Raw genomic sequence first — 25,859 nt, 5'->3', positions numbered from 1 at the left:
AATAGGGTTCAATAAATTCTCTCCTGCTACTCCGCGACAATTCATGTGCGGTTATTGTTGTTGTTGCTGATCCCGCAACAGATCCTGTTATTTTTTTGATGCTGATTTTCTTTCGTTGGAAGAGGTGTGCAGCCCCCAAAATATTCATTTGAAATAAAATTTACAGGTATTGTTTGATGGCAGCCCCAAAAGATAATACATCACCTACTGATGATCTGAATAATGTGTTTAGCAAAAATTACATAAAACCAAGCGTAGCGTAGCCAAACTAACAATTTATGAATAGGTACCATATCACCATCAAATTAACCATATAAGTGAAAAAACTAAGTGTTGCTTTTATAGTATTTTTTTTAACTGGCCTGAGCATCTGGCGGGTACAAGCGCAGCAGAAAAAGCCAAATATCATCCTTATTGTGGTTGACGATATGGGGTATGCCGATCTGGGCAGCTATGGCTCTGAAATTCATACGCCCAACCTGGATAAGCTGGCTTCGCAGGGTCTTCGCTTAAAGGAGTTTTACAATAACGCCATCTGTGCGCCAACCCGGGCATCCATATTAACGGGCCAGGATCAGCATAAGGCAGGAATTGGTTATTTTGATCAAAACCTGGGTTTGCCGGCTTACCAGGGCTACCTGAATAAGGAATCGTTAACGTTGGCCGAAGTACTCAAACAAAATGGATACAGTACTTTAATGTCGGGCAAGTGGCACGTGGGCAACGATAGTACCAGTTGGCCAAATCAAAGAGGATTCGACCATTTCTTCGGTATTATAGGCGGAGCCGCGAATTATTTTAATGCCGGCTATATGCCACTTGCCGGGGCTAAATACCCGGTTATAATTGAAGAAGATAACAAACGCTGGCACAAACCCGACGATAGTTATTATATGACGGATGAAATTGGCGATCATGCCACTAAATTTTTGGATGAGCAAAGCAAAACCAAAAAACCGTTCTTTTTATACCTTACTTTTAACGCACCACACTGGCCATTGCAAGCTTTGCCTGAGGACATTGCCAAATACAAGGGACGGTATAACATTGGCTGGGATTCGCTGCGTAAAGAACGTCTTGCCCGCCAGGTAGCTTTAGGATTGCGCGATGCTAACCAGCCGATTGCCGTGCGGGATGCCGAAGTACCCAACTGGGATAATCTCACTTATGATGAGCAGCAGCTGTGGAAAGCCAAAATGGAGGTTTACGCCGCCATGGTTGACCGTATGGATCAAAACGTTGGTAAAGTAATTGAGAAGCTAAGACAGTTGAAAAAAGACGATAATACGCTCATTGTATTTATATCAGATAATGGCGCGCCAGCCGAGGATGTGGCACATGGCAAGGTACACGCGGCCCGTAATATTGGCCCGGTAGGTACATCCGGCTCGTTTGAATCGCAGGGGAAAAATTGGTCGTTTGTATCTAACTCGCCGTTACGCTCATTTAAGGGTGCCCTTTATGAAGGTGGTATGAGTTCGCCGCTTATTGCCTGGTTTCCCGGTAAAATAAAGGCAAATACAATTGAAAGAGGCACCGCCCACCTTATTGATCTGGCACCTACATTTTACGATGTGGCAGGGGCAAAATACCCGGTGGTTTATAACGGCACCAAAACCAACCCGTTGATTGGTAAAAGTCTTGCCGGGTTGTTTTTTAAGGGCGAGGAACTGAACCGGGACAAACCCCTGTTTTGGGAGTTATGGGGTAATCGCGCCATCCGCGAAGGTAAGTGGAAATTGGTATCAGTGTTCCCGGTGAATCAATGGGAGTTGTACGATATTGATAACGATCGCGGAGAAACTAATAACCTGGCAGCAAAGAACCCCGATGTGGTACGAAAGCTTTCATTGGAATACCTGCAGTGGGTAAACGCAAATAATGTGGTTTTGGATTTTAATTTGATAAAACCCAAAGCGATACTGGATATTAAAGCAAATTAAAAGTGCATAAAATAACTGAGCCTGTAATGAAGGAATTAAGAATAAAAACCAGGCAAATATATAGCGCAGGCTTAGGCCTGATGATATTAGGAATTGGCATTTCGGCATCATCGTGCAAACCAAAACCGGTTGCCGCAGCCGTTGTTGTTAAGCCGGCATTACCGGCAAAAAAAGCCATCTGCTGCGAGTCAAATATCCCGGCGCGTTTTCCTTCGCTTGCCGGTCACCAGGCCGCATTACTGGATAAGCCCGGTGCAAGCGCAGGTCACGAAGGCATGGTTTTTATTAAGGCAGGTACATTTCAGATGGGGGGCGATAATAAACAGGCAATGCCCGACGAATATCCAAAACACCAGGTAAACGTAAATGGTTTCTGGATGGATGCAACCGAAGTAACCAACGCGCGGTTTACCAAATTTGTAAAAGCTACGCATTACGTTACTACTGCCGAAAAAAAGCCAGATTGGAACGAACTGAAAAAGCAATTGCCTCCCGGAACAGCCAAGCCAGCCGATAGCCTGCTGGTAGCGGCATCGCTGGTGTTTAGCGCGCCAACTCATCCTGTTGACCTGAATGATTACAGCCAGTGGTGGGTTTGGAAAACGGGAGCAGATTGGAAACATCCGCATGGCCCCAAAAGTAATATCAAGGGGAAAGATAATTACCCCGTGGTACACGTCTCCTGGTACGATGCCGTAGCTTATTGCAAATGGGCCGGAAAACGTTTACCTACCGAGGCCGAGTGGGAGTGGGCCGCGCGTGGCGGCTTATCAAACAATGTTTACCCCTGGGGTAACGAGCCCGTTGATGCCGGTAAAGCTAAAGCCAATACCTGGCAAGGGCATTTTCCGGATAAAAACACCGTTAAAGATAAATTTTACGGTTTAGCTCCTGTTTCGAGCTTTGCACCCAATGGTTATGGCATATATGATATGGCGGGAAACGCCTGGGAATGGTGTGCCGACTATTATAACAACGATTACTACAAAACAATTAACAGGCCAGGGGGCGTTAAAAACCCAACAGGAGCAGCAAAAAGTTTTGATCCCGATGAGCCTTATGCAATTAAGAGAGTAATCCGTGGCGGATCATTCCTGTGCAACGATAGCTACTGTTCGGGTTACCGTGTTGCCCGCCGTATGAAAAGTACCGAAGATAGTGGTATGGAGCACCTGGGCTTTCGTTGCGTAGCTGATAAATAAATTTAAGCTGCAGACAGCGCCAATAACCTATCTGCTAAAACGATAAACCTGAATGGAATTAGTTTTCATTTGGGCTTTTCCGGTTAACGGAATAAGCTTATGGCGTCGGGAAGATATAAGCATCAAACGACACCTTGTTTTTGTTGCGTGATCCTGGTTATCCAAAGTCTCTTTGGCACCAGTAGGGGGCAACAACAGGCACAAATATTGGATGCACCTGAATTGCGGGATACATCAGTTTAGTGTTAACCATGATAAAATATAAGATATTGATTATTAAATATTTATAAATATTTTTTCTGAAATGTGTTAAGTTATGTTAACCCAATTAGATGCGTTTTCCCGAGTGTAAATCAAATAATTTAGATAAAGAAAAATAAAAAAACTAACTTTCAAGCATCATCGCAAGCAAGCGAAAATTTTAAACCTATAAATAGCTAAAGTAAAGTATGAAAAACCGTACAATGTTAGGCACTAAGTTAATTGGGCATTTTTTTCAGATGCAAATTATGCTTTTGTTATTAGTTTTTTCGGCGTTTAATGCATCGGCAGGAGACACTGAGCCGACAAAAGACCCTGATGTAATTGGCAGATGGGATATCACTATAACCAAAGCAGGTAAAAGTTTACCCTCCTGGCTGGAGGTGCAAAAATCCGGAACCCATACCTTAATCGGCCGTTTCGTGTATGCTTTTGGAAGCGCGCGCCCGATTTCGGAAGTTAAGCCCGATAATGGTAAATACAGCTTTTCTATTCCACCACAATGGGAAGAAGGAACCCGCAACATGGATTTTCAATTTGAAGTGAGCGGCGATAAACTAAAAGGCACCATGATTTATACCGATGGCGTTAGCTATGAATTTACCGGTGTGCGTGCTCCGGTGCTCATCAGGGCCAAAAGCCCTGTTTGGGCTGCGCCTGTGAAATTATTTAACGGAAAAGATACCAAGGGCTGGCATGCCGACGGCAAAAATCAGTGGATAGCCGAGGGTGGAATTTTAAGAAGCCCGCATTCGGGAGCTAACCTGATCACTGATAAAACTTTTACTGATTTTAAACTCCATATTGAATTTAGATATCCGCAGGGAAGCAACAGCGGCGTTTACCTGAGGGGCAGGTATGAATTGCAGGTTATCGATACAAAAAGCGGCGATCCTGAGCCTATAAACAACCAGTTCAGTTCAATTTATGGTTTCCTGCCGCCAAATAAAATGATGGCGAAAAATCCAGGCGAGTGGCAGTCTTATGATGTTACATTGGTTGGAAGAATGGTAACAATTGTGGCCAACGGAAAAACGGTAATATGCGACCAGGTGATACCCGGAATAACAGGCGGAGCAATTAACAGCCAGGAAGGAGAACCCGGCCCAATTTTGATACAAGGCGATCATGGGCCGATAGATTACAGGAATATTATTATAACACCTGTCAAATAAGAAATCCAAATAAACTACAAAGCCTTTCCGCGAAACCGGGAAGGCTTTGTAGTTTCAATCCCAACTTTATTTGTACTATTTGATATCGGCCTTGGTCTATGAAAAGCAACCAACAGTCGGTAGTCTTAGGCCCATCGTCGATTCATCAGCCAATAACACAGAAAGCTTAGTTGAGGTTAAGTATATTTGTTTTCTGGCCGATCATTGCTTATGATCGGCTTTGATAAACCACGTATAAACGAACTCTAATTTTTATCTAATCTGTGAATCGTATGAACAATCCTCGGTATAAGCAAATTCTTAAAGTTATAAAGTTTAACCCGGTCAAGTTATTTTCTGCAGGTCTTTTATTCATTACGTTAGTTTTTGCCGCAATGGAATGCTTAGCGCAGGCTACGCCGCAGCGTTCACTCCTCGCATTATCAAAATCCGATCATATCCTGGCGATCATCGACCCGGTTACCCTGAAGGTTATCGCACGTGTTCCCGTTGGTTCAGATCCGCACGAGGTTGTAGCATCGGCCGACGGCAAGACAGCTTATGTTTCAATCTACGGCGGCGGAAGCTTGCACGAACTGAGTGTGGTCGATCTGGTGTCACAAAAGCCCTTGCCAGCCATTGATACCAGGCCATTCATGGGGCCGCACGGCCTCACGTTTGCCGATGGCAAGGTTTGGTTTACGGCAGAGGGAACTAAGGCTGTTGGGCGCTATGACCCCGCGACAGCTAAATTCGATTGGGCTATGGGAACGGGACAGGATAGAACACATATGATTTACGTAACCAGCAACGGAAAACAAGTTTATACTACAAACGTTTCGGCGGGAACCGTCAGTATTTTGATAGATAGCCTGCTCAAACCTGCTCCTTCTCCAATGGGATTCACGCCGCCGGCTCACCAGGACTGGGTACAAACGGTTATTCCGGTGGCTAAAGGCTCCGAGGGATTTGATGTGTCTCCCGATGGCCGTGAAATTTGGACCGCCGGTGCCGATGATGGCATCATTTCCATCATCGATATTGCTGCAAAAAAACTAATAGGTAAAATTGACGCGAAAGTTTTGGGGGCCAACCGGCTTAAGTTTACACCAGATGGCAAGCGGGTGCTCATTACAAGCCTGCGAACCGGTGACTTGTTTATTTATGACGCGGCATCACACCAGGAACTAAAGCGCTTGAATACCGGTCACGGTGCAGCAGGCATCCTGGTAGACGATGACGGATCCCGCGCGTTTATCGGCTGCACCGGTGATAATTATGTGGCGGTAATAAACCTGAAAACGTTGGCAGTAAGCAGGAATATCGACATACGTGGGGCGGATGGACTTGCCTGGGCGGTAAGGCCGTAGTAGCTATTACGGTGGCCTTTTCCAACTGTTTATTACAATCTGAATGTCAGCATCAAAAACTGACCGTGCTGACTTATTTTTACTGATGGGCAATCTGGATAAGCCAGGCATTCATTGTTAATGCTTTTTTAATGGTTTATTAAGTTATGTAGCTTTATTTGTATTGATAATTGATAATCAATGAATAAGAAGGCCTTCATACTAACTAATATACTCCTGATTTTTACGATAGCTATAGGGTTTGCCAAACCGAAATTTCCTGCTGATACGTTGCTTGATAAATATAATGTGAGTTGGGATACACCAGGGCCGGGTTCGGCCCAATCGATGCCTTTGGGAAACGGGGATATTGGATTGAACCTTTGGGTCGAAAAGAATGGCGACCTTGTTTTCTACATCAGCAAAACCGATGCCTGGGGAGGCGAGTTAGATGCCCAAAAAGATGAGTGGATGAAACAGGGCGGTGTGTTGATGAAACTGGGTGCCATTAGGGTATCTGTAACCCCCAATCCATTAGCCAATATCTCCATTTTTAAGCAAATGCTTAAGCTAAAAACAGGAGAAATAGTAATACAGGAAGGAAAAGGCGGCTCGGCCGTAACCTTGCGCGTTTGGGTTGACGCTAATAACCCGGTAATAAGAGTGGAGACGCAAAGCGCCGGATTAACAACACTAAAAGTGAAACTCGAAAACTGGCGGGCGGGTTTAACCGATACCATCTTAAGCAATCAAAAAAGCCGAATTGCGTGGTATCATCATAATTCATCAACTGCTGATGCTCATTTGGCCAACCTTACCTTTGGAGCGATTATTAAAGGTAAAGGCCTCGCGAATATTGACAACGTAACGCTACAGTCAGGGAAAAAGGTTAAATCACAACTGATCTCTATTTATCCCTTAACATCGGTTTCAACCAGCGGCCATCAGTGGCTATCTGATCTTGAAGAGAAAGTGAGCCAGGTTGAAAAATTAAAGATTGAACAGACGCGGCAGGCTCACCAGCAATGGTGGCAGCAATTTTGGCAACGCAGCTGGGTATTTATCAGTGGTGATGCACAAGCATACGATGTTACACAAGGCTATGTTTTGCAGCGTTTTGTTACCGCATGCGCGGGTAGGGGAGCCTATCCGATAAAATTCAATGGGTCTATTTTCGTGGTAGACAATCCTGCTAAAAATGAGAATGCCGATTTCCGTGCGTGGGGCGGACAATATTGGTTTCAAAACACCAGGCCCATGTACTGGCCAAGGCTTATGGCTGGCGACTTTGACATGATGCGACCATTTTTTAAAATGTATGCCAATATTTTGCCAGCGAATGCGGCTCAAGTTCAGCAATATTATCATCATGGAGGCGCATATTTTGCAGAAACCTCACCTTTTTGGGGTGGCCTGAATTTTATGGGACCTGATGTGAAAGCAAATTATACCAATCATTACTTTACGCCCATATTGGAGTTAAGCATGATGATGCTTGACTACTATGAATACACAGGCGATGCTAAATTCGCCAGGGAAACTTTATTGCCCATTGCCACTGCCGGGTTGCAATTTTTTGATCAGCATTTTGGCCGCGATAGCACAGGGAAATTGCTGCTTGATCCCGACAACGCAATAGAAATGTTTTGGAAGGTGCATAACCCGGCACCTGATATTGCCGGCCTGCATGCTGTACTTAGCCGTATCATAAAATTACCTGGCGGTATGGTAGATGAAAAGACACTTTCGCAATGGGAAAAACTCTATGATGAGCTACCGCTACTACCAATATCAAATAATAACGACAAAAAGGTATTGCTGCCTTACACGGGGCCTCAAACGGCAAAATCATTTAACAGTGAAAATCCAGAATTATACGCCATATACCCGTTTCGTATTTATGGCTTAGGAAAGCCGGATCTTGATGTTGCCGTAAATACGTTTAATACACGCAAACAGCGCTCAAAAGGTTGCTGGGTGCAAGACCCAATACAGGCCGCCATGATAGGCGATGCCAATGTGGCCAAAGAATATGTGAGTTTTGCCCTAACACGTAAAGACCCCACCCTTAAATTTCCGGCATTTTGGGATAAAGCCAATGATTATATGCCCGATGAAGATAATGGCGGCAATGCTGAAAACGGATTACAGCAAATGTTAATGCAGGTTGATGGAAAAAAAATAATGCTTTTACCTGCCTGGCCGCTTGGTTGGGATGCCAATTTTAAGCTCAATGCGCCATATAACACAACTGTAGAAGGAAAGGTTGTAAATGGAAAGCTCAGTAACCTGAAAGTTACCCCTGAAAGCCGCATGACCGATGTAATTGATATGACGAAACAATAATAAAACAGGATGAAATTTATTGTAAGTGTGCATAAACCTCGGTTTAAACACCTCCCGCATAGTCTGCCAAATCCCACCCTTATTGTTGAATTTATTTTACAGACAACCGGGTACCGACTGCCTTGAATAGCCGACAAATAATGATGTTAAATTAGTATTGCTATTTGTTAAATTTATGCCAGTTATCTGGCCCAAATTTCAATGGTATTATAGCCTTATATAAAGTTATATTCCTTGAATCTGTATGGTTTTTATTGTAATTTAGCCGGTGCATCACATGTAACTTAACTATACTGCATGTTTTATAACCTGAATTATAAACTATACGCCGGGTACATAAGTTTTAATGCTTAATGTGTACTTACCAACATGAGATTTTTTTTATCGGGAACTATAACGGTTATTATATTAAATATCCTATCTGTATTGCCAGTTAATGCGCAATCGTATGGGCTTGGGTTTTATAGCCACGAAGTGGTGCAGGATAAACGTACTACATTAGATTTAAGCCTGAGTAATGTTTCGCCAAAAGAAAACCTCGAAATTTCATTCGACTTGTCTTTCATGCCCAATCATGAAATATATTTTGGTTATATATTAAGGATAGTTGACGATCATAAACAAAATATCGATTTAGTTTATGATAATCAGGCTAACACCCGGCATTTTAAGATCATCATTGGCGACCGGCTTTCAAAAATCTCCTTTAATATTGACGACAAACTGCTGTTTGAGCGTTGGAATAAATTGCGTTTACTGATAGATTACAAGAACGATAAGATAATCATATTCTCCGGGCGGGAATCATTTTCGGAGTCGGGCGTTCACTTGCAGCAAAGTAGAAATTACAAACTACTTTTTGGCGCCAATGCTTACCGCCAATACCAAACAACTGATCTTCCCCCGTTAAAATTAAGGGATGTTAACGTAACTCAAAGCGGTACGCTATTGGCTAACTGGCCACTTAACGAATGGGAGGGTTGTGTGGCCAATGAAAGCGTAAGCCAAAATAACGGAACAATAACAAACCCCTTGTGGATAAAAGCACGCCATCGTAATTGGCAAATGGAGAAGGAGTTTACAGTGCCGGGCGATGCCAGTGTTGCCTTTGACGTGGCCAATGAGGCTGTTAACATAATCTCACAGGATTCAATAGTCACATTTTCGGTAAATAAAACACCGCAGTTAAAAAGTGTGGCTTATCGTTCGGGCAGGCAATTGCTGGTGCCCGGCGATCAGGCGCTGTTTGGTAATGACAAACTATATTATTTGTATATCGATCAGATGGCCGTTGCTACCTATGATTTTAAAACCGGACGGTGGAACAAAGGTTTCAAAAGCCTTGCAACCAATAATGGGCATCTGAATAAGTTTTACAATAAAAAGGATAGTTGCATTTATACCATTGGCGGCTACGGCCAGCTGGTATATAAGGATAGCGTGAAATGTTACAATGTAGTTACCAATAGCTGGCAAAAAGTAGCAGTGAAAGGCGAAACCTTTACCCCGCGTTACCTGGCGGGTCTGGGCGTCAATAAAACCGGCGATACCGCTTATGTAATAGGCGGGTACGGCAGTGCTTCGGGGCAGCAGATAGTGAACCCGCGCAATTTGTACGATATGATGCGGTTTTCGGTTAAGGACAAATCCTTTAAAAAGCTGTTTACTATCGATGTTAAAGATGAAGATTTTGTATTTGCAAACTCATTGGTCATCAACGAAAAAAGCCGGTCGTACTATGGGCTCATTTTTCCTCAGCACAAATTTAATTCAAGTATTCAGCTTATCCAGGGATCGTTGGATAAGGCAAGCTATCATTTGGTAGGTGATACCATCCCTTTTCTTTTTCATGATATTCACTCCTATGCCGATTTGGGCTATTTTCCACACAGCGGTAAGTTTTTGGCTATAACGCTTTTCAGAGAAAACGATCGGACAAGGATTAAGATATATTCTCTGTTAAGCCCGCCAGAGCCGTTGGCGGATAAAGTGGTTGAGATTAGCCATGTCAATTATTTCTTATGGATAGGCGGCGTATGTGTTGTAGGCTTAGTTTTAACTTTGGCTACTGTCATTGCCCGTCGGCGTAAAAAAGTAATCATCCCGGTACCGTCTAAGGTAGTTAACGATTTAACTGTAGTTGCTCACAACACCGAACCGGAATTCATAGAGGAAGGTGATCATACGCGTACCAGCAACAGTAATGCTATATTTTTATTTGGCGACCTTCAACTTTTTACTCCCGATGGGAACGAGATAACCAAGTATTTTACACCTTTATTAAAAGAGTTGTTCCTGGTTATATTACTGTACTCGGTAAAACTGGATAGGGGAGTAAGCTCCGAAAAGTTGAACGAGATCCTTTGGTTTGATAAATCAGAAAAAAGCGCACGTAACAATCGCTCTGTAAATATTGCCAAACTCAAATCACTGCTGGATAAAATGGGGCATTGTCATTTATCAAAAGATACCGGTTATTGGAAGATAGAGATTGATTACGCCAATATATTGGTTGATTATCACAATTACCTGAATATCGTATGCAACAAAACCAGACTGAATAAGCAAAAAATAATCCAGCTTACCCATATCACCCAAAGAGGCAACTTTTTATCGAACATTGAATATGAGTGGCTTGATGCTTTTAAATCTGAAGTGTCTAACGAAATCATCGACTCCTACATTCAATTTGCAAACAGTGTCCAAATTGCCGATGATCCCGAGTTTTTAATAAAACTGGCCAATGATATTTTCTACTTCGACCCTGTAAACGAGGAAGCCATGATATTGAAATGTAAAGCTCTTGCACATATTGGTAAACATTCGCTGGCAAAAAATACTTTCGAGAGTTTTAATAAAGAGTATAAAACAATTTATGGCGAAGCTTTTGACCGTGATTTTAATTCAATTCTTGAATAAATCTGTTACAAAAGCTATTTTTCCTCCTGATTAATCAATTATTAATAGTTCATTAAGCATTATGGGCAATTTTGGCACTATAAACCAAATATAAATTTTCTGAGATGGTTAATCATTTTTCCCGCTTGTTAAAGTCGGTTCCGTTATTTGCGTTATTGAGTGTTACACTCGCTGGTACAGGTTACGCGCAAAGCGCCGATGGTAATTTAGAATACATCGACCCACGCATTGGCAATGTGGGCCAACTTTTAGAGCCCACGCGGCCTACCATGCACCTACCCAACCAGATGATCAGGATGTACCCCAAACGGGCCGATTATATTGACGATCAGATTTCAAGCTTTCCGCTCAATATGGTTTCGCACAGGCTGGGCGAGGTTTTTGCCATAAAGCCAGATGATAAACCGCTCACTGCCGACTCCTGGAACGAGCAAATGCCTTATGATCATGATCTGGAAATAACGCGGCCGTGGTATTATTCAACTTACCTTATTGATAAGGAGATTACCGTGCTGTTTACCCCAGGAAAAAAAGTAGGTATATACAGGTTCTCCTTTCCTGCAAAAACAGCAGCTAAGAGCATCCTGTTTAGTGTATATAATGAGGGGGCGGCCAGTTGGAATTTTACCGGCGGTAATGAAGTAACGGGCACAGAAACTTATCACGATGATATTAAAGTATATGTTTATGGTCAGTTTAGCGCAAAAGGAATAGCAGGGGTTATTAAGGATGGTGTTTTAACCAAACAAACATCAATTGAAGGTAAAGATGCCCGATCTTTTATTACTTTTTCAGACGGGACTCCTGATAATATCGAGTTTAAATATGCCATATCATATATAAGCGCCCAGCAAGCAAAGCAGAATTTTAACGATGAATTTACCGGTGTCGATTTTACTACTTTGATGGCAGCTGCAAAAGGCGCATGGGCAAAGGTAGCCAACCAGATACAGGTTGAAGGCGGTACTGTGGCACAACGTCGGTCGTTTTACACGGCGTTATACCGTAGTAATGAGCGTATGGTAAACATTAATGAAGATGGCCATTATTATAGCGGTTATGATAAAAAAGTGCATGACAGTAACAGGCCTTTTTATGTAGATGACTGGGTGTGGGACACTTACCTGGCATTGCATCCGCTCAGGTCAATATTAAATCCGGCCATGGAATCGGATATGTTAAACTCCTATGTGAATATGTACCACCAAAGCGGCTGGATGCCTACCTTCCCGGTGTTGTTTGGCGATAACCCCTGCATGAATGGTTTTCACTCTACAGTGATGTTTTTAGATGATTACCGTAAAGGCATTCGTGGTTTTGATGTAGAAAAGGCATATGAAGGGATTGTGAAAAATGCAACCCAGGCCACCATGCTGCCCTGGGAAAACGGTGCTAAATGTGAGCTTGATGATTTTTACTATGCTAAAGGATATTTCCCTGCTCTGCAAAAAGGCGAAAAGGAAACCGTAAGCCTGGTGCATTCATTCGAGAAAAGACAGGCCGTTGCGGTTACATTGGGAGGTAGCTATGATGATTGGGCTGTTGGTGAATTGGCTACCGAGCTGAATAAGACAAACGATCAATCAATATTTGCAAAGCGGGCATCTAACTATAAAAATTTATGGAACCAGGATAAAAAGATGTTTATTCCAAAGGATAAGGACGGCAACTGGATCAACATCGACCCTAAATTTGATGGTGGCCTTGGCGGGCGCGACTTTTATGATGAAAACAACGGATGGACTTACCTATGGCAGGTACAGCACGATATACCAGGTTTAATCGGCTTAATGGGCGGCAAGGATAATTTTGTGGCTAAGCTTGATCAAACATTTCGCGAAAGCCTTGATCGCAGCAAGTACCAGTTTTGGGCCAAATTCCCCGATGCTACAGGTCTGGTTGGACAATATTCCATGGGCAATGAGCCAAGTTTCCATATTCCGTACTTGTATAATTATGCAGGAGCGCCCTGGAAAACCCAGAAACGAATCCGTTTTTTATTGGATGTATGGTATAAGGATAACATCTTCGGTATCCCTGGCGACGAAGATGGCGGTGGCATGTCGGCGTTCGTCGTGTTCTCCTCTATGGGTTTTTACCCAATTACCCCCGGCAAACCTGTATATACTATTGGTAGCCCTGTATTTAGTAAGGTTACCATTAGTTTGCAAAATGGCAAGCTGTTTAAGATGATAGCAAATAACTGCTCGGTCATTAATAAGTATATCCAGAGTGCAAAATTTAACGGCGAAGTTTTAAATAAACCATGGTTTACGCACGAGCAACTAACTGCCGGTGGGACTCTCGAACTGGAAATGGGGCCAAAGCCAAATAAAAACTGGGGTATCTGATCTAATCAATAAACAAATATTAACCAATATCCTGATGAAAAAACAAGTTTTTAGCATCTTGATGTTACTGCTATGCACTGTTGCCTACAGTCAAAAACACAGCAAAACATCAGCGTTTAAAAGTTATAAAGGATTGGTAATGGCCGGTTACCAGGGCTGGTTTAATGCCCCTGAAGATGGGGCCGGCCGGTGGTGGAACCATTACGTATCACATGGTAAGTTTGAACCTGGCTTTACCAATATCGATATATGGCCCGATGTAAGCGAATATAAAAAGACCTATAAATCGCCCTTTAAATTGGCTGACGGCAGCGATGCGTACCTCTATAGTTCATACGATGCCTCATCGGTTGAAACCCATTTTAAATGGATGCAGCAATATGGTGTCGACGGGGTATTTGTTCAGCGCTTTATCGGCGATGTGCAGCGGAATAGGGGGCGTAACCACAATGATGTGGTTTTGGGCAATGCACTTAAGTTTTCAGAAAAATACCACAGGGCAATTTCGGTAATGTACGATCTTTCGGGAATGGGCGGCGGAGCCGACTCGCTGGTGATAAAAGATTGGAAACATTTGGTTGATAGTATGAAACTAACCAACCGCGGCAATAAGCAAACCTGGCTATATCATAACGGAAAGCCACTGGTAGCCGTTTGGGGCGTAGGTTTTAACGATAATCGTAAATATGGCCTTGCCGAAGCTGAGCGAATCATCGATTTTTTAAAGAATGACCCTGTTTATGGCGGATGTGCCGTACTGCTTGGTGTGCCAACTTACTGGCGCGATTTTGGGAGCGATACCGAAAAAGACCAACGCTTGCATGATCTGCTGCGTAAAGTGGATATTGTACACCCCTGGTTTGTAGGTCGTTTTAATGAAGAAGCTTACCCCAAATTTCAGGCCCGGATAGTGGATGATATTGCCTGGTGCAAAGCTAATAAGATTGATTATGTGCCTACAATTTTCCCGGGTTTTAGCTGGCATAATATGAACCCGCGGGCACCTCAAAACCAGATCCCACGCAACCGGGGAAGCTTTTACTGGAAACAAATTAACGGTGCAATTAAGGGTGGGGCAAGCATGCTATATGTTGCCATGTTTGATGAGGTTGATGAAGGCACAGCTATACTTAAAGCGTCTAAGAATCCCCCGGTTGGGCTTAGCACGTTTGTTAAATATGAAAATGATATTCCTAATGATTACTATTTATATCTCACGGGTTATGCTGCCAAAATGCTTAGGCGACAGTTGCCCTTACAGGAAAATGTACCACCGCCGGTAAAAAAATAACCGGGGTTTAGTTGATGTTACCAGGTACTTGGTAACCTGTGTGCCCGGGGTGAGATACGGGCACACTTATTTTTTTGCTTCAATTAGGGTATGCTTTTTCAGGACAGTAAAGTTATCCTAATGATTTTCAAAAAAAGGCCGCTGGAACCATTGGTTCCAGCGGCCTTTTTGCATAGATATAACTTTTATTACAACACCGGCTTTGTTGGCCTTGTTGCCGTGAGCGGAATTATTTTCTTGAACATCTTAGCCCCGTCACCTGTAAGTCTTAAATAGTAATCTGCAGAGCAGGCGGTGCCGTCTTCATCAAGCCCCAAAAAGCCGGAGCCTGCCGGTATAAATGCCTGGCTTTCGGCAGTTTTGGCTATCTGGTTGCCTTCGTTATATTCATCAAACATCGAGATGTAGATGCCCTGCGCACCAACCCTGGTCATGTTGTAAAACTGGCGCCACATGAAATCGCCGTGGGCGCGCTGGCGACCCGACAGATCGCCGGGCAGTACACAAGGCTGGTAATCAATGCCGTTCGTATTGCAATAGGCCTGGTCGGCCTTATTGATGGTTACAAAAAAGCCATCGGACTGGTTGACATTGCCAATCCTGCCAACCATCCAGGGCGAAAGCATATCAAATGCCTTATACGTATTTAAAAATCCCGGGCGCGAATCGCTGGTTTGGGTAAGCCAGTTTGTAGGCACGCCGCCAATAACATAACATCCCTTGCTTTTAAACCATTTAATCACTTCAAGGCAGTTTGCCGCGGTAAAATCATGGTTGTTATCGGCAAAGCCAAATCCCCAGATACATACCACCGGCTTGCCATTTTGCTTTGCATAGGCAGGCGACGAAGTATATTGCGACATTTTATTGGTCCAGTCGGTTTTTAGCTCGGATTGCATGTTTGTCCAGCCGCTTACATCGTACATAATGTAAAACTTAACACCGTTTTTTTCGGCTGCTATTTTGGTTTTGGCTGCCATGGCATCGCGTACCGGGCCTTCCAGCCCGCTTGGGTTAAAACGCTGAAGCGCCGCGCCGTCAATACCATAATCTTTCATCCATTTAAACTGGATATCAATGGTTTGGTCTGAAAACGATGAGAACACCGTAGCCGGCTGCCCGTTGCCTAAATTAGCAAACTGTGTAGGGAATTTATTGGTATAATCGCGCATATCCGGCCAGGCCGAAATAGCTTTATTGGTTGTTGATGGCTGTTGTTCCCAGGTTTGTGCCCAGTGCCAGTACCTGTCTATCGGCGATCCGTCGCCTATAGCCGCAAACCAGCCCTGGTAACCTACAACTACCTTGCCTACTACGTCGCCAACCGGCGAAGGGGTACGGTCAATGGTATCTGTTGGTGTTACCGGCGGGGTTGGGGTATTAGTACTTTTTTTTGAACAGCTGGTGTTCGCCGCTATCAGCGTTATTAGTAGCAACGCGTTAAATGATCTTCTTCTCATGTCCCTTGTTTTATTTGTTTATATCTTTTATTTTTTTACTCCGTTAATATCCGTTTGTATCACTTTCCTGATGGTGCCATCGGCGTTGTAATAAAGCTTGTTTACACAAACAGAACGCAGCCAATCATTGTGCGAAAGCGAGCTGTTGTGATAAAACGCGTACCATTGACCTTTAAATTCAACTATTGAACCATGGTCGGTAAAACTGTCGGTAGGGTCCATGTATACACCTTTATAGGTCCAGGGGCCAAGCGGGTTATTGCTTGTTGCATAGCGCATACGATTAAATTTTCCCGCCTCGTTAAAGTTGTCGGCGTATGACAGGTAATACACGCCATTTCGTTTATGTACCCAGCTTGCCTCATGAAAATCGGTAAGGCCCTGCATGGTTTTCATTTCGCCATCAAGCTCCGTCATATTATCCTTCAGCTTGCCACCCTTGCAGATGTTGCCGCCGCCGTAGTATAAATAGGCCTGCCCGTCATCGTCAACAAACACACAGGGATCTATCAATGATTCGAGCCCATGGATGTATCCCTGCGATTTGAAGTCCTTAGCAGGGCTTTTGCTGGTTGCTACGCCTATTTTCCAGGTGGTATTCCATTCTGTACCGCTGGGATGCGGGAAGTAGAAGTAGTAAGTGCCGTTTTTATAAGCACAGTCGGGCGCCCACATAAAACCACCCTCCGGACGGCCCCAGGCTACATCACTTGCCTGTAATACCTGTCCTTCGTCTCGCCAATGTACCATATCATCGGTGGAGTATACGTGGTATTTATCCATCAAATCGCAGCCACGCGGCGGGTCGATGTCATGAGAAGGGTATAGATACAACCGGCCATCAGCCCAAACATGTGCCGATGGATCGGCAGTGTATATATCGGTAATAAAAGGATTTTTAAAACCATCGCCCTTGGGGTCCTCAATAACCACTGTTGGGGTTTCGCTGGTAGTGTTGCTTTTTTTTGAGCAATTGCTTGCCGCCGCCACCAGGGTTGTTAAAAGGATTGTATATACTATCTTCCGGTTCATATTATTTTACTTTTTTATAGCCCCGGTTGGTATTACTTTTTTAATAGTGCCATCGGCATTATAGTAAAGCTTATCTACACAGATAGACCGTAACCAATCCTGGTGAGAGAGTGAACTGTTATGGTAAAAAGCGTACCATTGCCCCTTAAACTGAACAATGGAACCATGGTTGGTATAGCTATCGGTAGGGTCCATATAAACACCTTTTGAAGCCCAGGGGCCTAATGGACTATTGCTGGTGGCATAACGCATCTGGTTGTGTTTTCCATTAACATCATGGTTATCTGAGTAGGAGAGGTAATAAATGCCATTGCGTTTATGTACCCAGGTGGCTTCATGAAAATCTTCCAGGCCTTCCATTTTTTGCATCTCTCCATCAATTTCAATCATGTTGCTTTTTAGCTTGCCACCTTTGGAGGTGCCGCCGCCACCATAATAAAAATAAGCCTGGCCATCGTCATCTACAAACACACACGGATCAATCATCGATTCCAGTCCTTTGATGTACCCCTGCGATTTAAACCCGCTTGCCGGGCTTTTGCTGGTGGCCACGCCAATTTTCCAGGTGCTGTTCCAGGCAGTGCCGCTCGGATGCGGGAAATAAAAGTAATAGGTGCCATTTTTGTAAGCGCAATCGGGCGCCCACATAAAACCGCCTTCGGGGCGGCCCCATTCAACCTGGCTGGCGTTTAGTATTTCGCCATGGTCTTTCCAGTGTACCATGTCATCTGTTGAGTAAACGTGGTACCTGTCCATCAAATCGCAGCCGCGCGGCGGGGCTACGTCATGCGATGGATATACGTACAGGCGGCCGTCTTTCCACACATGGGCAGATGGATCGGCTGTGTAAATATCAGTAACAAATGGGGTTCCAACAGCTGCGGTATCGGCCGGTTTATCCTGGGCAATACACAAAGACGTTGATAATGTTCCCAGGCTTATGACCAGTATAGCCGATATTTTTATTAAATTATGCTTTATCATCAGGATGCTGTTTCTTTTTTTAAATGGCAGAGAAATTACTTTCTCCGCCATTTTGATGTTTATAAATTAATGAAGGGTTGGGGGACAATTATTTTGATATAAACCTCAGGTCATCTATGCCGGTAACCAAGTCGGTATGTGTTTTACTATCAGCCCAGAAAAAGATACGGAAGTGGTTAATCGCCGTATAATCGGCCCCACCATCGCCTGTTTTTATAGCTTTGTCAAAATCAAGTTTTACCAGGTTCCACCCATTTTTTAACGACGGTATAAGCGGAGCTATATCCCAGGCCGATTCGTTTGCATCCGATTTTCCGGAGCTTGTAATCTCAATGGAGCCATCGGCTTTAATCAGTGATACATCAGATACATACCACCAGAACTGGAACCTGCCGGTGTTTTCGGCAAAGGTTGTATTAACCGGTGTAGCAACGTCTTTAATAAATTGCATAAAGTCGCCACCATTTGCAATGGTATTTTTGATATAACCTGTACCTTCTTTTTGGCCGGTAGTTGTAATATTTACCTCGCCTACTGTTTGCCAGCCGTCTTTTGAGTCGCAGGCATCAAAAACAACAGGTGGCGGCGGCGGCAAGGCAGCAACCCTGATATCATCGATACCAAAATTCTGGTCGATAGCTGCTTTGGCTGCGGTCCAAAAGAATATCTTTATAAAGTTCATAGCTGTTAAATCCGGGCCACCATCTCCGGATACATATCCGTCGGTAAATTTCAGCTCCAGGTGGTTCCAGCCATTTGTTAATGTTGGGATAATTTTATCCATTCCCCAGCCAATGCGCTTTTTATCCGGATCGGCGGCGCTGCTAAACTGTATCTGACCATCTACTTTAAGCAAAGAAACATCCTGAACATAAAACCAGAGTTTTAATTCGCCGGTGCTTAAGGTTACTTTTGTGTTAACAGGAGCGGGCAGGGTTTTAATAAACTGCATAAAGTCTTGCCCTGTTTTTATTGTTGCCTGGATGTAGCCTGTACCTTCTTTTTTGCCGGTTGTTGCTAAAACAGGATCTCCGCCTGCTACCTGCCAGCCGTCGGTTTTATCGCAATTGTCAATTACAACAGATGTATCGATAACTGGTGGTGTTGTAGTATCAACAGGGGGAGGGGCTTTAAGGCCTGATGTATCCCGCGAAACATATTTTTCTTTTTGGCAGCCCACAATTATAAAGCCTGCCATGAGGATGGCGCATACCATCGTTGTTTTAATGAATTTCATTTCCTTTTTTGGTTTAAGGTTAAATTATTTAGGAACGTCCACCTGTACTATTTCCGAAAAATTGGAGCTGTTGAAACTATCGCTTAAACGCACCCCGGCACGTACAAAAAATGTGCGGCCCGGTATCAGGTTGGGAACAGTTAAGGTGATAGATTTTTGGGCATCAGTAAGATCAATAAATTCTTTATTGATGGTTACAGCATTTAAATCCGAGAAGTCTCTGATAGAAGCTCCTGTACCTACCAGCTTTGTGGTATTTACATAGGGCTGTACATCTTTAATAGTTGGCAATCCTGCAACAACAGGCGCAGTAATATCAAACTTTAAGGTTAAAGTTGTGCCTGTCAAACTTGTTGTAAAGTTTTTGATAACTATGTATGGTGTAACAACAAAGTCGTGTTTGGTGCCTTGGGCAATATTCACCGTCAGGGTGTCATAAACCGGCCAGAAAGCGCCACCTGTAGGCACAACCTTATATGCGCTTTTAAAAAGCTTGGTATCCTGAAAGGTTCCATCAAACTTACTTGGAATGGTTTGTGGGGTAGTCCAGCCAATTTGCTGAAGTTTTATTGTTGTGCTACCGCCTGATGTTGGCAAATTACCACCTTCGGTCGAAATTATGTTGCCCTGGAATGAGGCGTTAGGACCATCGTAGTTGTCTGTTTTTGTACATGCAGAACTTGCAAGTATAGTTACGCCCACCAAAATTCTGCTAATCAGTTTTTTCATATCTTAAAATTTAAATTCTTAATAATTTGGATTATTAGGGAGCAGGTTAGGGTTCTTTCCGATTTCGCCTCCGGGAATACCTTCATAATAAAATTGCTTCTGGAAAGAGTATTCGCGATTAAACAGTTCTGTTTCGGCTAAGAAGATGAATTTATTTTCATTCAACACATAATATGGCATCAGGCCTTTAAAATGCGCCCTGTCAAGCACCACATCGGCGGTGCGCCATCTTTTTAAATCCCAATAGTATTGGTTTTCAAATGCAAGCTCCATACGCCTTTCGTTGCGAACTTTATTTAAATCGATAGAAGTGTAAGGGGTAGCACCGGCCCGGCTTCTGATGAGGTTAACAGAGGTTAATGCATCGCCGGCGTTGCCTAATTCCATAGCCGCTTCTGCCCGGTTTAACAAAATCTCGCCATAACGCAGGTCAATCCAGGGCTGCTCGCTCCTGTTAAGGTCAACCGCCGATTGGGGTTTGTTATAATCAACATATTTGCGCACATAAAAGCCTGTGCGGGTTAGTTCATCGCCACCTGTCCATGGGCCGGTAAAGCCAATTACCTGCTTGCCCTGGTACAATGTTTTTGTATCGCCTGCAAGTATGTATGAGCGGGAATTGGCCTGTTTGGCAACCTCAGCGGCCGCTGTTCCGCTAAAAGATGGGTAAATGCCCCGTTGCATATCAAACATAAGCCCCCTTAAAGTTGCGCCGGGGAAATAAACGGTGGCCAACAACCTTGGCTCAAGGCCTTGCATCAATTGTGCACGGTTATCAAAACGTTTAGGTGTACCATCGCCATTAGTTACCGGTAACTCTCCCCAAAGCCGTACAAAATCTAATGTAGGGTATGAACGCGAAAGCGCATTAGCTGTAAAATAGCGCGGCGACATGGTAGCATCCCAGCTATGGGCAGTGTGGGTAGCAATAGAATATTGTTTTATAAAAATATTTTCAGGGCTTGTACTTTTTAAGAACAGATCAACATAGTTTTGTACTTTATCTGAATTTGCATTATAAAGTGAGTAATGACCGTCGAGCAATTTAGCGGCATCGTAAGCTGCCTGGAAATAAGCAGTCGCTTTATCTGCAGGGATACCAACCAAGCCTTGCGCACGTGCCGGGCCATCAACAAAGTTTACCGAACCGTATCTGGCAACACACGCAGCATAAAGCATTGCCCTTGATTTTAAGGCGGCTGCAACATACCTGTTGGCCCTGCCCGCGTCACTGGTTTCGGGCATCATTTGGTAACCCAAATCAAGCTCGGTACCGATAAAATCCCATACAGCCTGTTCTTTATCGCGGTGCACCTGGAGTGTTGACAGTGGTGCGCCAGGATCTTGTGGTACCGTAATAATTGGGATACCCCCGTAACGCTTGGCCATGCCAAAGTAATAGTACGCCCTTAAAAAATGAGCTTCGCCCAAAAGGGCATTTACTGTTGGCTGGCCAAGCTTGGCCACGTGTTTAGGCAATTCGGCTATCAGGGTATTTACGTTCCTGATATCGCCATATGGCCAGTAACCAAAGCCGCCGCCAATATCCATCCCGCCAAAGGGGCCAACTTCTTCGCCCGTAACCGAGGCCGAATTATAAAAGTTTTCCCAATCGTTGCCACCGGTTTTAAACCCCTGATCGGGCCGGTATTTAAAGTCTTCAATAGGTAAATTATGGTATATGGTTGCCAAAAACGATTTAACACCTGCCTCGCTGTCATATATAATCTCGGGAGTAAAGATGTTAGTCGGCAGAATATCCAGCCTTTGGCAGGAAGTAAGCGAAACCCCTACGCCAATAGATATTGCTATAATAAATTTATGTATACTTTTCATGTGTCAATAGTTATTCGTTAATAATTCATGATGTGCCCGGCAGTCTAAAAGGAAACGTTAGCTCCAAGATTGAAGGTTCTGTTCATCGGATAGGTGTAGCCTGCGAAAGCTTTGCTGAAATCGCCGTTATCTCTTGGATTTGGCCCCTGGTGCTCAGGATCATAGTTTTTCAATCCCGTAAATGTTAACAGGTTGTAGCTGTTTACATATATCCTGAATTTTCTAACACCTATGCTTTTCAAAACTGCCGGCGATAAGGAATAACCAAATTCGAGCGTTTTTACACGCAGATAGCTGGCATTTTGTATTGCTTTTGTACCCTGTGCGGCAGGCGACCCCATTGCAGGGTAATAGCCTGGTACCCATTGTGTATTCGGGTCAAAAACATTTGCCGAAGGATCTGCCGTGTGCCAGCTGTCAAGGAAGCGGGTTAAAGCGCTTCTGCCATACATCAATGGTTCTGCAAATTGTTCGCCATATTGTACGTAAACCCCGGCTGCGCCTTGTAAAAGCATGTTCATATCAAACCCTTTATAGCTTAGGCCTACGGTAAAACCATAGTTGTATAGTGGTATATCGGTAGTAGCAATAGGATGACTGTCTTTATCATCTATAACTCCGTCGCCGTTCCAATCCTTATAATAATAGTCGCCGGGTATGGTATTGTTATTGCCACCGCCCGTGTTTACGCCATAATTATATATTTGCTTGTAGGTAGTAAACTGCCCGGCATACTCTGGCCCCCACCAAACATTCTGATACCTGTTTGTTTGGTTCTCTTTCCAGTTTAAATACTCGTTGCCTGAATTACTGCGAAGAACAGTCATGTTTTTTAAACGGGTTGTACCTATGTTACCTGTAAGGTTTACGCCCAATTGACCAAAGGTATTCCTGTACGATAAGTTAAAATCCAAACCCTGTACCCGGTCGCTGTTGTAATTAATCTGGGGCACATCGGCACCTACTGTTCCGGGTAAAGCAACCGAAGGGGTAGCCGGCAATCCGGTCCTGTCGTTTCTGAAAACTTCTATAGTTCCGTCAACTTTTCCACCAAACAAGCCAAAATCAATAGCTATATTCTTTATGGTGCTTATTGGCCAGGTTAAACCAGGGTTGCCAAGTTTTGGTGCCGACCCGTTTACCGCGCTCGAAGCAAAAATGTAGTTGTTTACCGGATAGGTGTAGCCATTAACATAATTGAATGCATTGCCCTGCTCGTCACCAACTTTACCGTACGAAGCTCTGAGCTTCAGGTTAGAAAGGATGTTATCTGAGATTAGTTTGCGGATAAAATCCTCTTTTGTTAAAACCCAGCCTATTGACGCACCTGGGAAGAAACCATATTGATCGGCCCCTGGTTTATACAAACTGGTGCCATCCCGGCGAAAACTGAATTCGGCAAGGTACTTTCCTTTAAAATCATAATTAAACCTTCCTATAATACTCCTGTGCGCTTGGTCCTGCAAAGCGTTGGCATCCATTCCACCATACATATTGGAATTTTGCAAGCCGCCGAATAAATAATTTACCGGAATCTCGGTATCCCGGTATGCGTTAAAATTATCAGCAGTTTCATGGCTTTGCTCATAGGTAGCCATAGCTGTGATATTGTGGTCATCAAAAAAAGTATGCGCGTAATTTAAAGTTACCTGACTTAAAGTATTTAAGTGGGTATAATAAGCGCGGGTGATGCCCGAAGGTGAATTTACAACGCTTGGTATGTAACTATTGTCGTCTGCTTTGTAAGTATATAAAGAGAATGTCTTTTTTATCTGATTATAATCATTAACCCCATAATCAATATTAAATAAGGCCTTTGCACTTAATCCCTTTATACCTGGGATGTCATAAGTTAAATTTAACTGGCTGGTAATACTTTTGTTCCTGCTCCTTTTTGAACCCACTTTGTCGGCATCGGTTATGATAGATGGGTTCATGTTATCATCAATTACAGCTGGGTATAAAGGATTGTCATTAGCGTATATCTGGTGTGTAGGTATCTGGTTCCAGGTGTACTTATAAATAGTCCATTCGTCGGTATAAGGCTGGTTTTTTTCATCCATCCAGGCTGATGTTAATACCTGTCCTTTTAACCCTTTTGTTATATTGGCCGTAACGTTTGAGCGGAAATTATATTTGTTGTAGTTTAAGTCCCCGGTTTTAAAAACACCGTCCTGCCGTTGATAACCAAAGTTGAAGAAATAGCTGATCTTGTCGTTTCCGCCATCAATATTTAAATTATGCTGTATTTGGTTGGCTGTCTTCCTGAAAACCATGCCTATCCAGTCGGCCGATTTGTAGGTGCCATCAAGCCATGGCTTGATGTCGGCATATGAATATTGCGGGGTTACATTAGATACAAAATTATTGGCAAAATCGCGTTTAACTTTTTCATTTGTAAGTAGCATATAATCTACAGCGCCTACGCCCTGAGGCATACCTAAAAAGGTTTGGATGGCATTGTTAACAGAATAATTGATGTTAATGTTGCCGTTTTTTCCGCCTTTTTTGGTGGTTATTAAAATGGCGCCACCTGCAGCCCTTATACCGTATATAGATGCTGCAGCATCTTTCAGTACAGAAACGCTTTCAATTTCATTCGGGTCCATGCGGCCTATTGTTGATTGGTCGCCGCCAATTACACCATCAATTACAACCAATGGAGCACTTGTAAAGCCCCTGATATTTAAATTGTTGGCAAAAGACCCCGGTTCGGCAGTTGTTTGAACAATGCGTACACCGGGTATTTTACCGCTAAGCATATTAATAACACTTTCGTTTTTAGTTGTTACAATCTCTTTGCTTTGTAGTGTTGATACAGAGCCGGTTATGGTGGCCCTTTTTTGAACACCATAACCCACAACTACTACTTCATCAAGCGTTTTGTTAGTTGCAGTTAATGCGATGGTGCCGCCTTTTATGTCTTTTACAACTACCTCTTTGGTAAGGTAGCCTAAATATGATACCTGTAAAACCACGTTGGTATTTGCAACATTCAGCGTAAACTTTCCTGCTATATCAGTTATAGCACCGGCTGTAGTACCTTTAATTTTTACACTTACCCCCGGAAGTGCCGACCCATCGGTTAAATCAATGACCTTTCCGCTGATGGAAGTTTGCTGGGCTAACAAACCGAGCGGGAAAAGGAAGAGGAGTATAAGTAAGTATCTAAGTTTTTTCATATTGTCTCTCTGTTAATAGTTAAGTTTAATTGGTTTGGTTTACCGTGTTAGGGCAATAAATAGCGCGTGCGGCAGCGTACTTACGGCGGGTTAGGTGCGTAATGATACATGGTTTTAATTTGGTTGGTTAATAAATCACCTTGGCCTTTATGAGGGCTGGCAGGTGCTATAATTGGTTTATTTTATTGACACAAAAGAAGAGGCGATCATTAATAAAAAATAAATAATAGATTAATTTCAGCTGTAAAAACACTAAAAAGAGGGCTTTTGAGATATTTTTCGCAATCGATTGCGGTTTTTGTGGCTTTGGGAGGGTTTTTGTTTTTTACAAAGGATGCCAGGGATTTATGTGGCAGGTTTGCTAAATGAATATTGCCCGGAATATTAAAGGGCAATCAAGCTTTCTGATCTTTGTGAGACCAATACGAAGGGGAGGTATTTTTTGTGATTGGAATATAGATAGAGTCACGTCAAGGATAAATTGACGGATAGTTTTTAGTCCAAAGTCTTGAGTTTTAAGTCGAAAAAGAAAAAATTCAACTTTAGACTTACGACTTTGTACTGTTGGCGAAACACTAATAAA

At 43.4% G+C, this 25,859-nt stretch carries 15 protein-coding genes; 8 read left to right on the top strand and 7 right to left on the bottom strand.

Annotated features, from left to right (window positions below):
* The first annotated feature begins 317 nt into the window (after window positions 1-317).
* The 8 genes from AC1RM2_RS28415 (at window position 318) to AC1RM2_RS28380 (ending at window position 14,816) form a co-directional block, all read left to right on the top strand.
* Complete coding sequence (locus AC1RM2_RS28415; RefSeq protein ID WP_492988534.1) at window positions 318-1,943, top strand: arylsulfatase; 1,626 nt, start codon at window positions 318-320, stop codon at window positions 1,941-1,943.
* A gap of 26 nt (window positions 1,944-1,969) precedes the next feature.
* On the top strand, window positions 1,970-3,145 hold the full coding sequence (locus AC1RM2_RS28410) for a formylglycine-generating enzyme family protein (RefSeq protein ID WP_492988533.1): 1,176 nt from the start codon (window positions 1,970-1,972) through the stop codon (window positions 3,143-3,145).
* A gap of 449 nt (window positions 3,146-3,594) precedes the next feature.
* The gene (locus tag AC1RM2_RS28405) at window positions 3,595-4,581 is read left to right on the top strand and encodes a 3-keto-disaccharide hydrolase (protein ID WP_492988532.1); all 987 of its coding nucleotides are present in this window, start codon (window positions 3,595-3,597) and stop codon (window positions 4,579-4,581) included.
* 374 nt (window positions 4,582-4,955) lie between these two features.
* Window positions 4,956-5,930, top strand: a complete 975-nt coding sequence (locus tag AC1RM2_RS28400; RefSeq protein ID WP_492988531.1) for a YncE family protein — start codon at window positions 4,956-4,958, stop codon at window positions 5,928-5,930.
* 180 nt (window positions 5,931-6,110) lie between these two features.
* The gene (locus AC1RM2_RS28395) at window positions 6,111-8,255 is read left to right on the top strand and encodes a DUF5703 domain-containing protein (RefSeq protein ID WP_492988530.1); all 2,145 of its coding nucleotides are present in this window, start codon (window positions 6,111-6,113) and stop codon (window positions 8,253-8,255) included.
* Window positions 8,256-8,624: 369 nt separating this feature from the next.
* Window positions 8,625-11,174 carry a Kelch repeat-containing protein gene (locus tag AC1RM2_RS28390; RefSeq protein ID WP_492988529.1) on the top strand — a complete coding sequence of 850 codons (2,550 nt, stop codon included), beginning with the start codon at window positions 8,625-8,627 and terminating at the stop codon, window positions 11,172-11,174.
* Window positions 11,175-11,278: 104 nt separating this feature from the next.
* On the top strand, window positions 11,279-13,525 hold the full coding sequence (locus AC1RM2_RS28385) for a GH92 family glycosyl hydrolase (protein WP_492988528.1): 2,247 nt from the start codon (window positions 11,279-11,281) through the stop codon (window positions 13,523-13,525).
* Window positions 13,526-13,559: 34 nt separating this feature from the next.
* Window positions 13,560-14,816 (top strand): glycoside hydrolase family 99 protein, encoded by a 1,257-nt coding sequence (locus AC1RM2_RS28380; RefSeq protein WP_492988527.1) that lies wholly within the window; start codon window positions 13,560-13,562, stop codon window positions 14,814-14,816.
* 188 nt (window positions 14,817-15,004) lie between these two features.
* On the opposite strand, the gene AC1RM2_RS28375 is transcribed toward AC1RM2_RS28380, so the two are convergent.
* The 7 genes from AC1RM2_RS28375 to AC1RM2_RS28345 are packed head-to-tail and all read right to left on the bottom strand — an operon-like array spanning window position 15,005 to window position 25,276.
* Complete coding sequence (locus AC1RM2_RS28375) at window positions 15,005-16,276, bottom strand: glycoside hydrolase family 99 protein (RefSeq protein ID WP_492988526.1); 1,272 nt, start codon at window positions 16,274-16,276, stop codon at window positions 15,005-15,007.
* Window positions 16,277-16,303: 27 nt separating this feature from the next.
* Window positions 16,304-17,308, bottom strand: coding sequence for a family 43 glycosylhydrolase (locus tag AC1RM2_RS28370; protein WP_492988525.1), 1,005 nt, complete (start codon window positions 17,306-17,308; stop codon window positions 16,304-16,306).
* Window positions 17,309-17,314: 6 nt separating this feature from the next.
* The gene (locus tag AC1RM2_RS28365) at window positions 17,315-18,343 is read right to left on the bottom strand and encodes a family 43 glycosylhydrolase (RefSeq protein WP_492988524.1); all 1,029 of its coding nucleotides are present in this window, start codon (window positions 18,341-18,343) and stop codon (window positions 17,315-17,317) included.
* A gap of 37 nt (window positions 18,344-18,380) precedes the next feature.
* Window positions 18,381-19,529, bottom strand: coding sequence for a hypothetical protein (locus AC1RM2_RS28360; RefSeq protein WP_492988523.1), 1,149 nt, complete (start codon window positions 19,527-19,529; stop codon window positions 18,381-18,383).
* Window positions 19,530-19,553: 24 nt separating this feature from the next.
* Complete coding sequence (locus AC1RM2_RS28355; protein ID WP_492988522.1) at window positions 19,554-20,258, bottom strand: DUF3823 domain-containing protein; 705 nt, start codon at window positions 20,256-20,258, stop codon at window positions 19,554-19,556.
* 18 nt (window positions 20,259-20,276) lie between these two features.
* Entirely contained in the window at window positions 20,277-22,094 is a 1,818-nt protein-coding gene (locus AC1RM2_RS28350) for a RagB/SusD family nutrient uptake outer membrane protein (protein ID WP_492988521.1), read from the bottom strand.
* Window positions 22,095-22,138: 44 nt separating this feature from the next.
* Window positions 22,139-25,276: a SusC/RagA family TonB-linked outer membrane protein gene (locus AC1RM2_RS28345; protein WP_492988520.1), complete on the bottom strand. Its 3,138-nt coding sequence runs from the start codon at window positions 25,274-25,276 to the stop codon at window positions 22,139-22,141.
* Between the last annotated feature and the right edge of the window lie 583 nt (window positions 25,277-25,859).

It is taken from the genome of Mucilaginibacter sp. GW822-FHT03E02 (genome assembly GCF_058801545.1).
Note: the sequence above shows the minus strand (reverse complement) of the source record. Positions and strands in the feature narration are given on the sequence as shown.

Coding starts and splice junctions, on each gene's coding strand:
- AC1RM2_RS28410 (WP_492988533.1), top strand. CDS start 1,970: ATGAAGGAATTAAGAATAAAAACCAGGCAAATATATAGCGCAGGCTTA.
- AC1RM2_RS28405 (WP_492988532.1), top strand. CDS start 3,595: ATGAAAAACCGTACAATGTTAGGCACTAAGTTAATTGGGCATTTTTTT.
- AC1RM2_RS28400 (WP_492988531.1), top strand. CDS start 4,956: ATGGAATGCTTAGCGCAGGCTACGCCGCAGCGTTCACTCCTCGCATTA.
- AC1RM2_RS28395 (WP_492988530.1), top strand. CDS start 6,111: ATGAATAAGAAGGCCTTCATACTAACTAATATACTCCTGATTTTTACG.
- AC1RM2_RS28390 (WP_492988529.1), top strand. CDS start 8,625: ATGAGATTTTTTTTATCGGGAACTATAACGGTTATTATATTAAATATC.
- AC1RM2_RS28385 (WP_492988528.1), top strand. CDS start 11,279: ATGGTTAATCATTTTTCCCGCTTGTTAAAGTCGGTTCCGTTATTTGCG.
- AC1RM2_RS28380 (WP_492988527.1), top strand. CDS start 13,560: ATGAAAAAACAAGTTTTTAGCATCTTGATGTTACTGCTATGCACTGTT.
- AC1RM2_RS28375 (WP_492988526.1), bottom strand. CDS start 16,276: ATGAGAAGAAGATCATTTAACGCGTTGCTACTAATAACGCTGATAGCG.
- AC1RM2_RS28370 (WP_492988525.1), bottom strand. CDS start 17,308: ATGAACCGGAAGATAGTATATACAATCCTTTTAACAACCCTGGTGGCG.
- AC1RM2_RS28365 (WP_492988524.1), bottom strand. CDS start 18,343: ATGGCGGAGAAAGTAATTTCTCTGCCATTTAAAAAAAGAAACAGCATC.
- AC1RM2_RS28360 (WP_492988523.1), bottom strand. CDS start 19,529: ATGAAATTCATTAAAACAACGATGGTATGCGCCATCCTCATGGCAGGC.
- AC1RM2_RS28355 (WP_492988522.1), bottom strand. CDS start 20,258: ATGAAAAAACTGATTAGCAGAATTTTGGTGGGCGTAACTATACTTGCA.
- AC1RM2_RS28350 (WP_492988521.1), bottom strand. CDS start 22,094: ATGAAAAGTATACATAAATTTATTATAGCAATATCTATTGGCGTAGGG.
- AC1RM2_RS28345 (WP_492988520.1), bottom strand. CDS start 25,276: ATGAAAAAACTTAGATACTTACTTATACTCCTCTTCCTTTTCCCGCTC.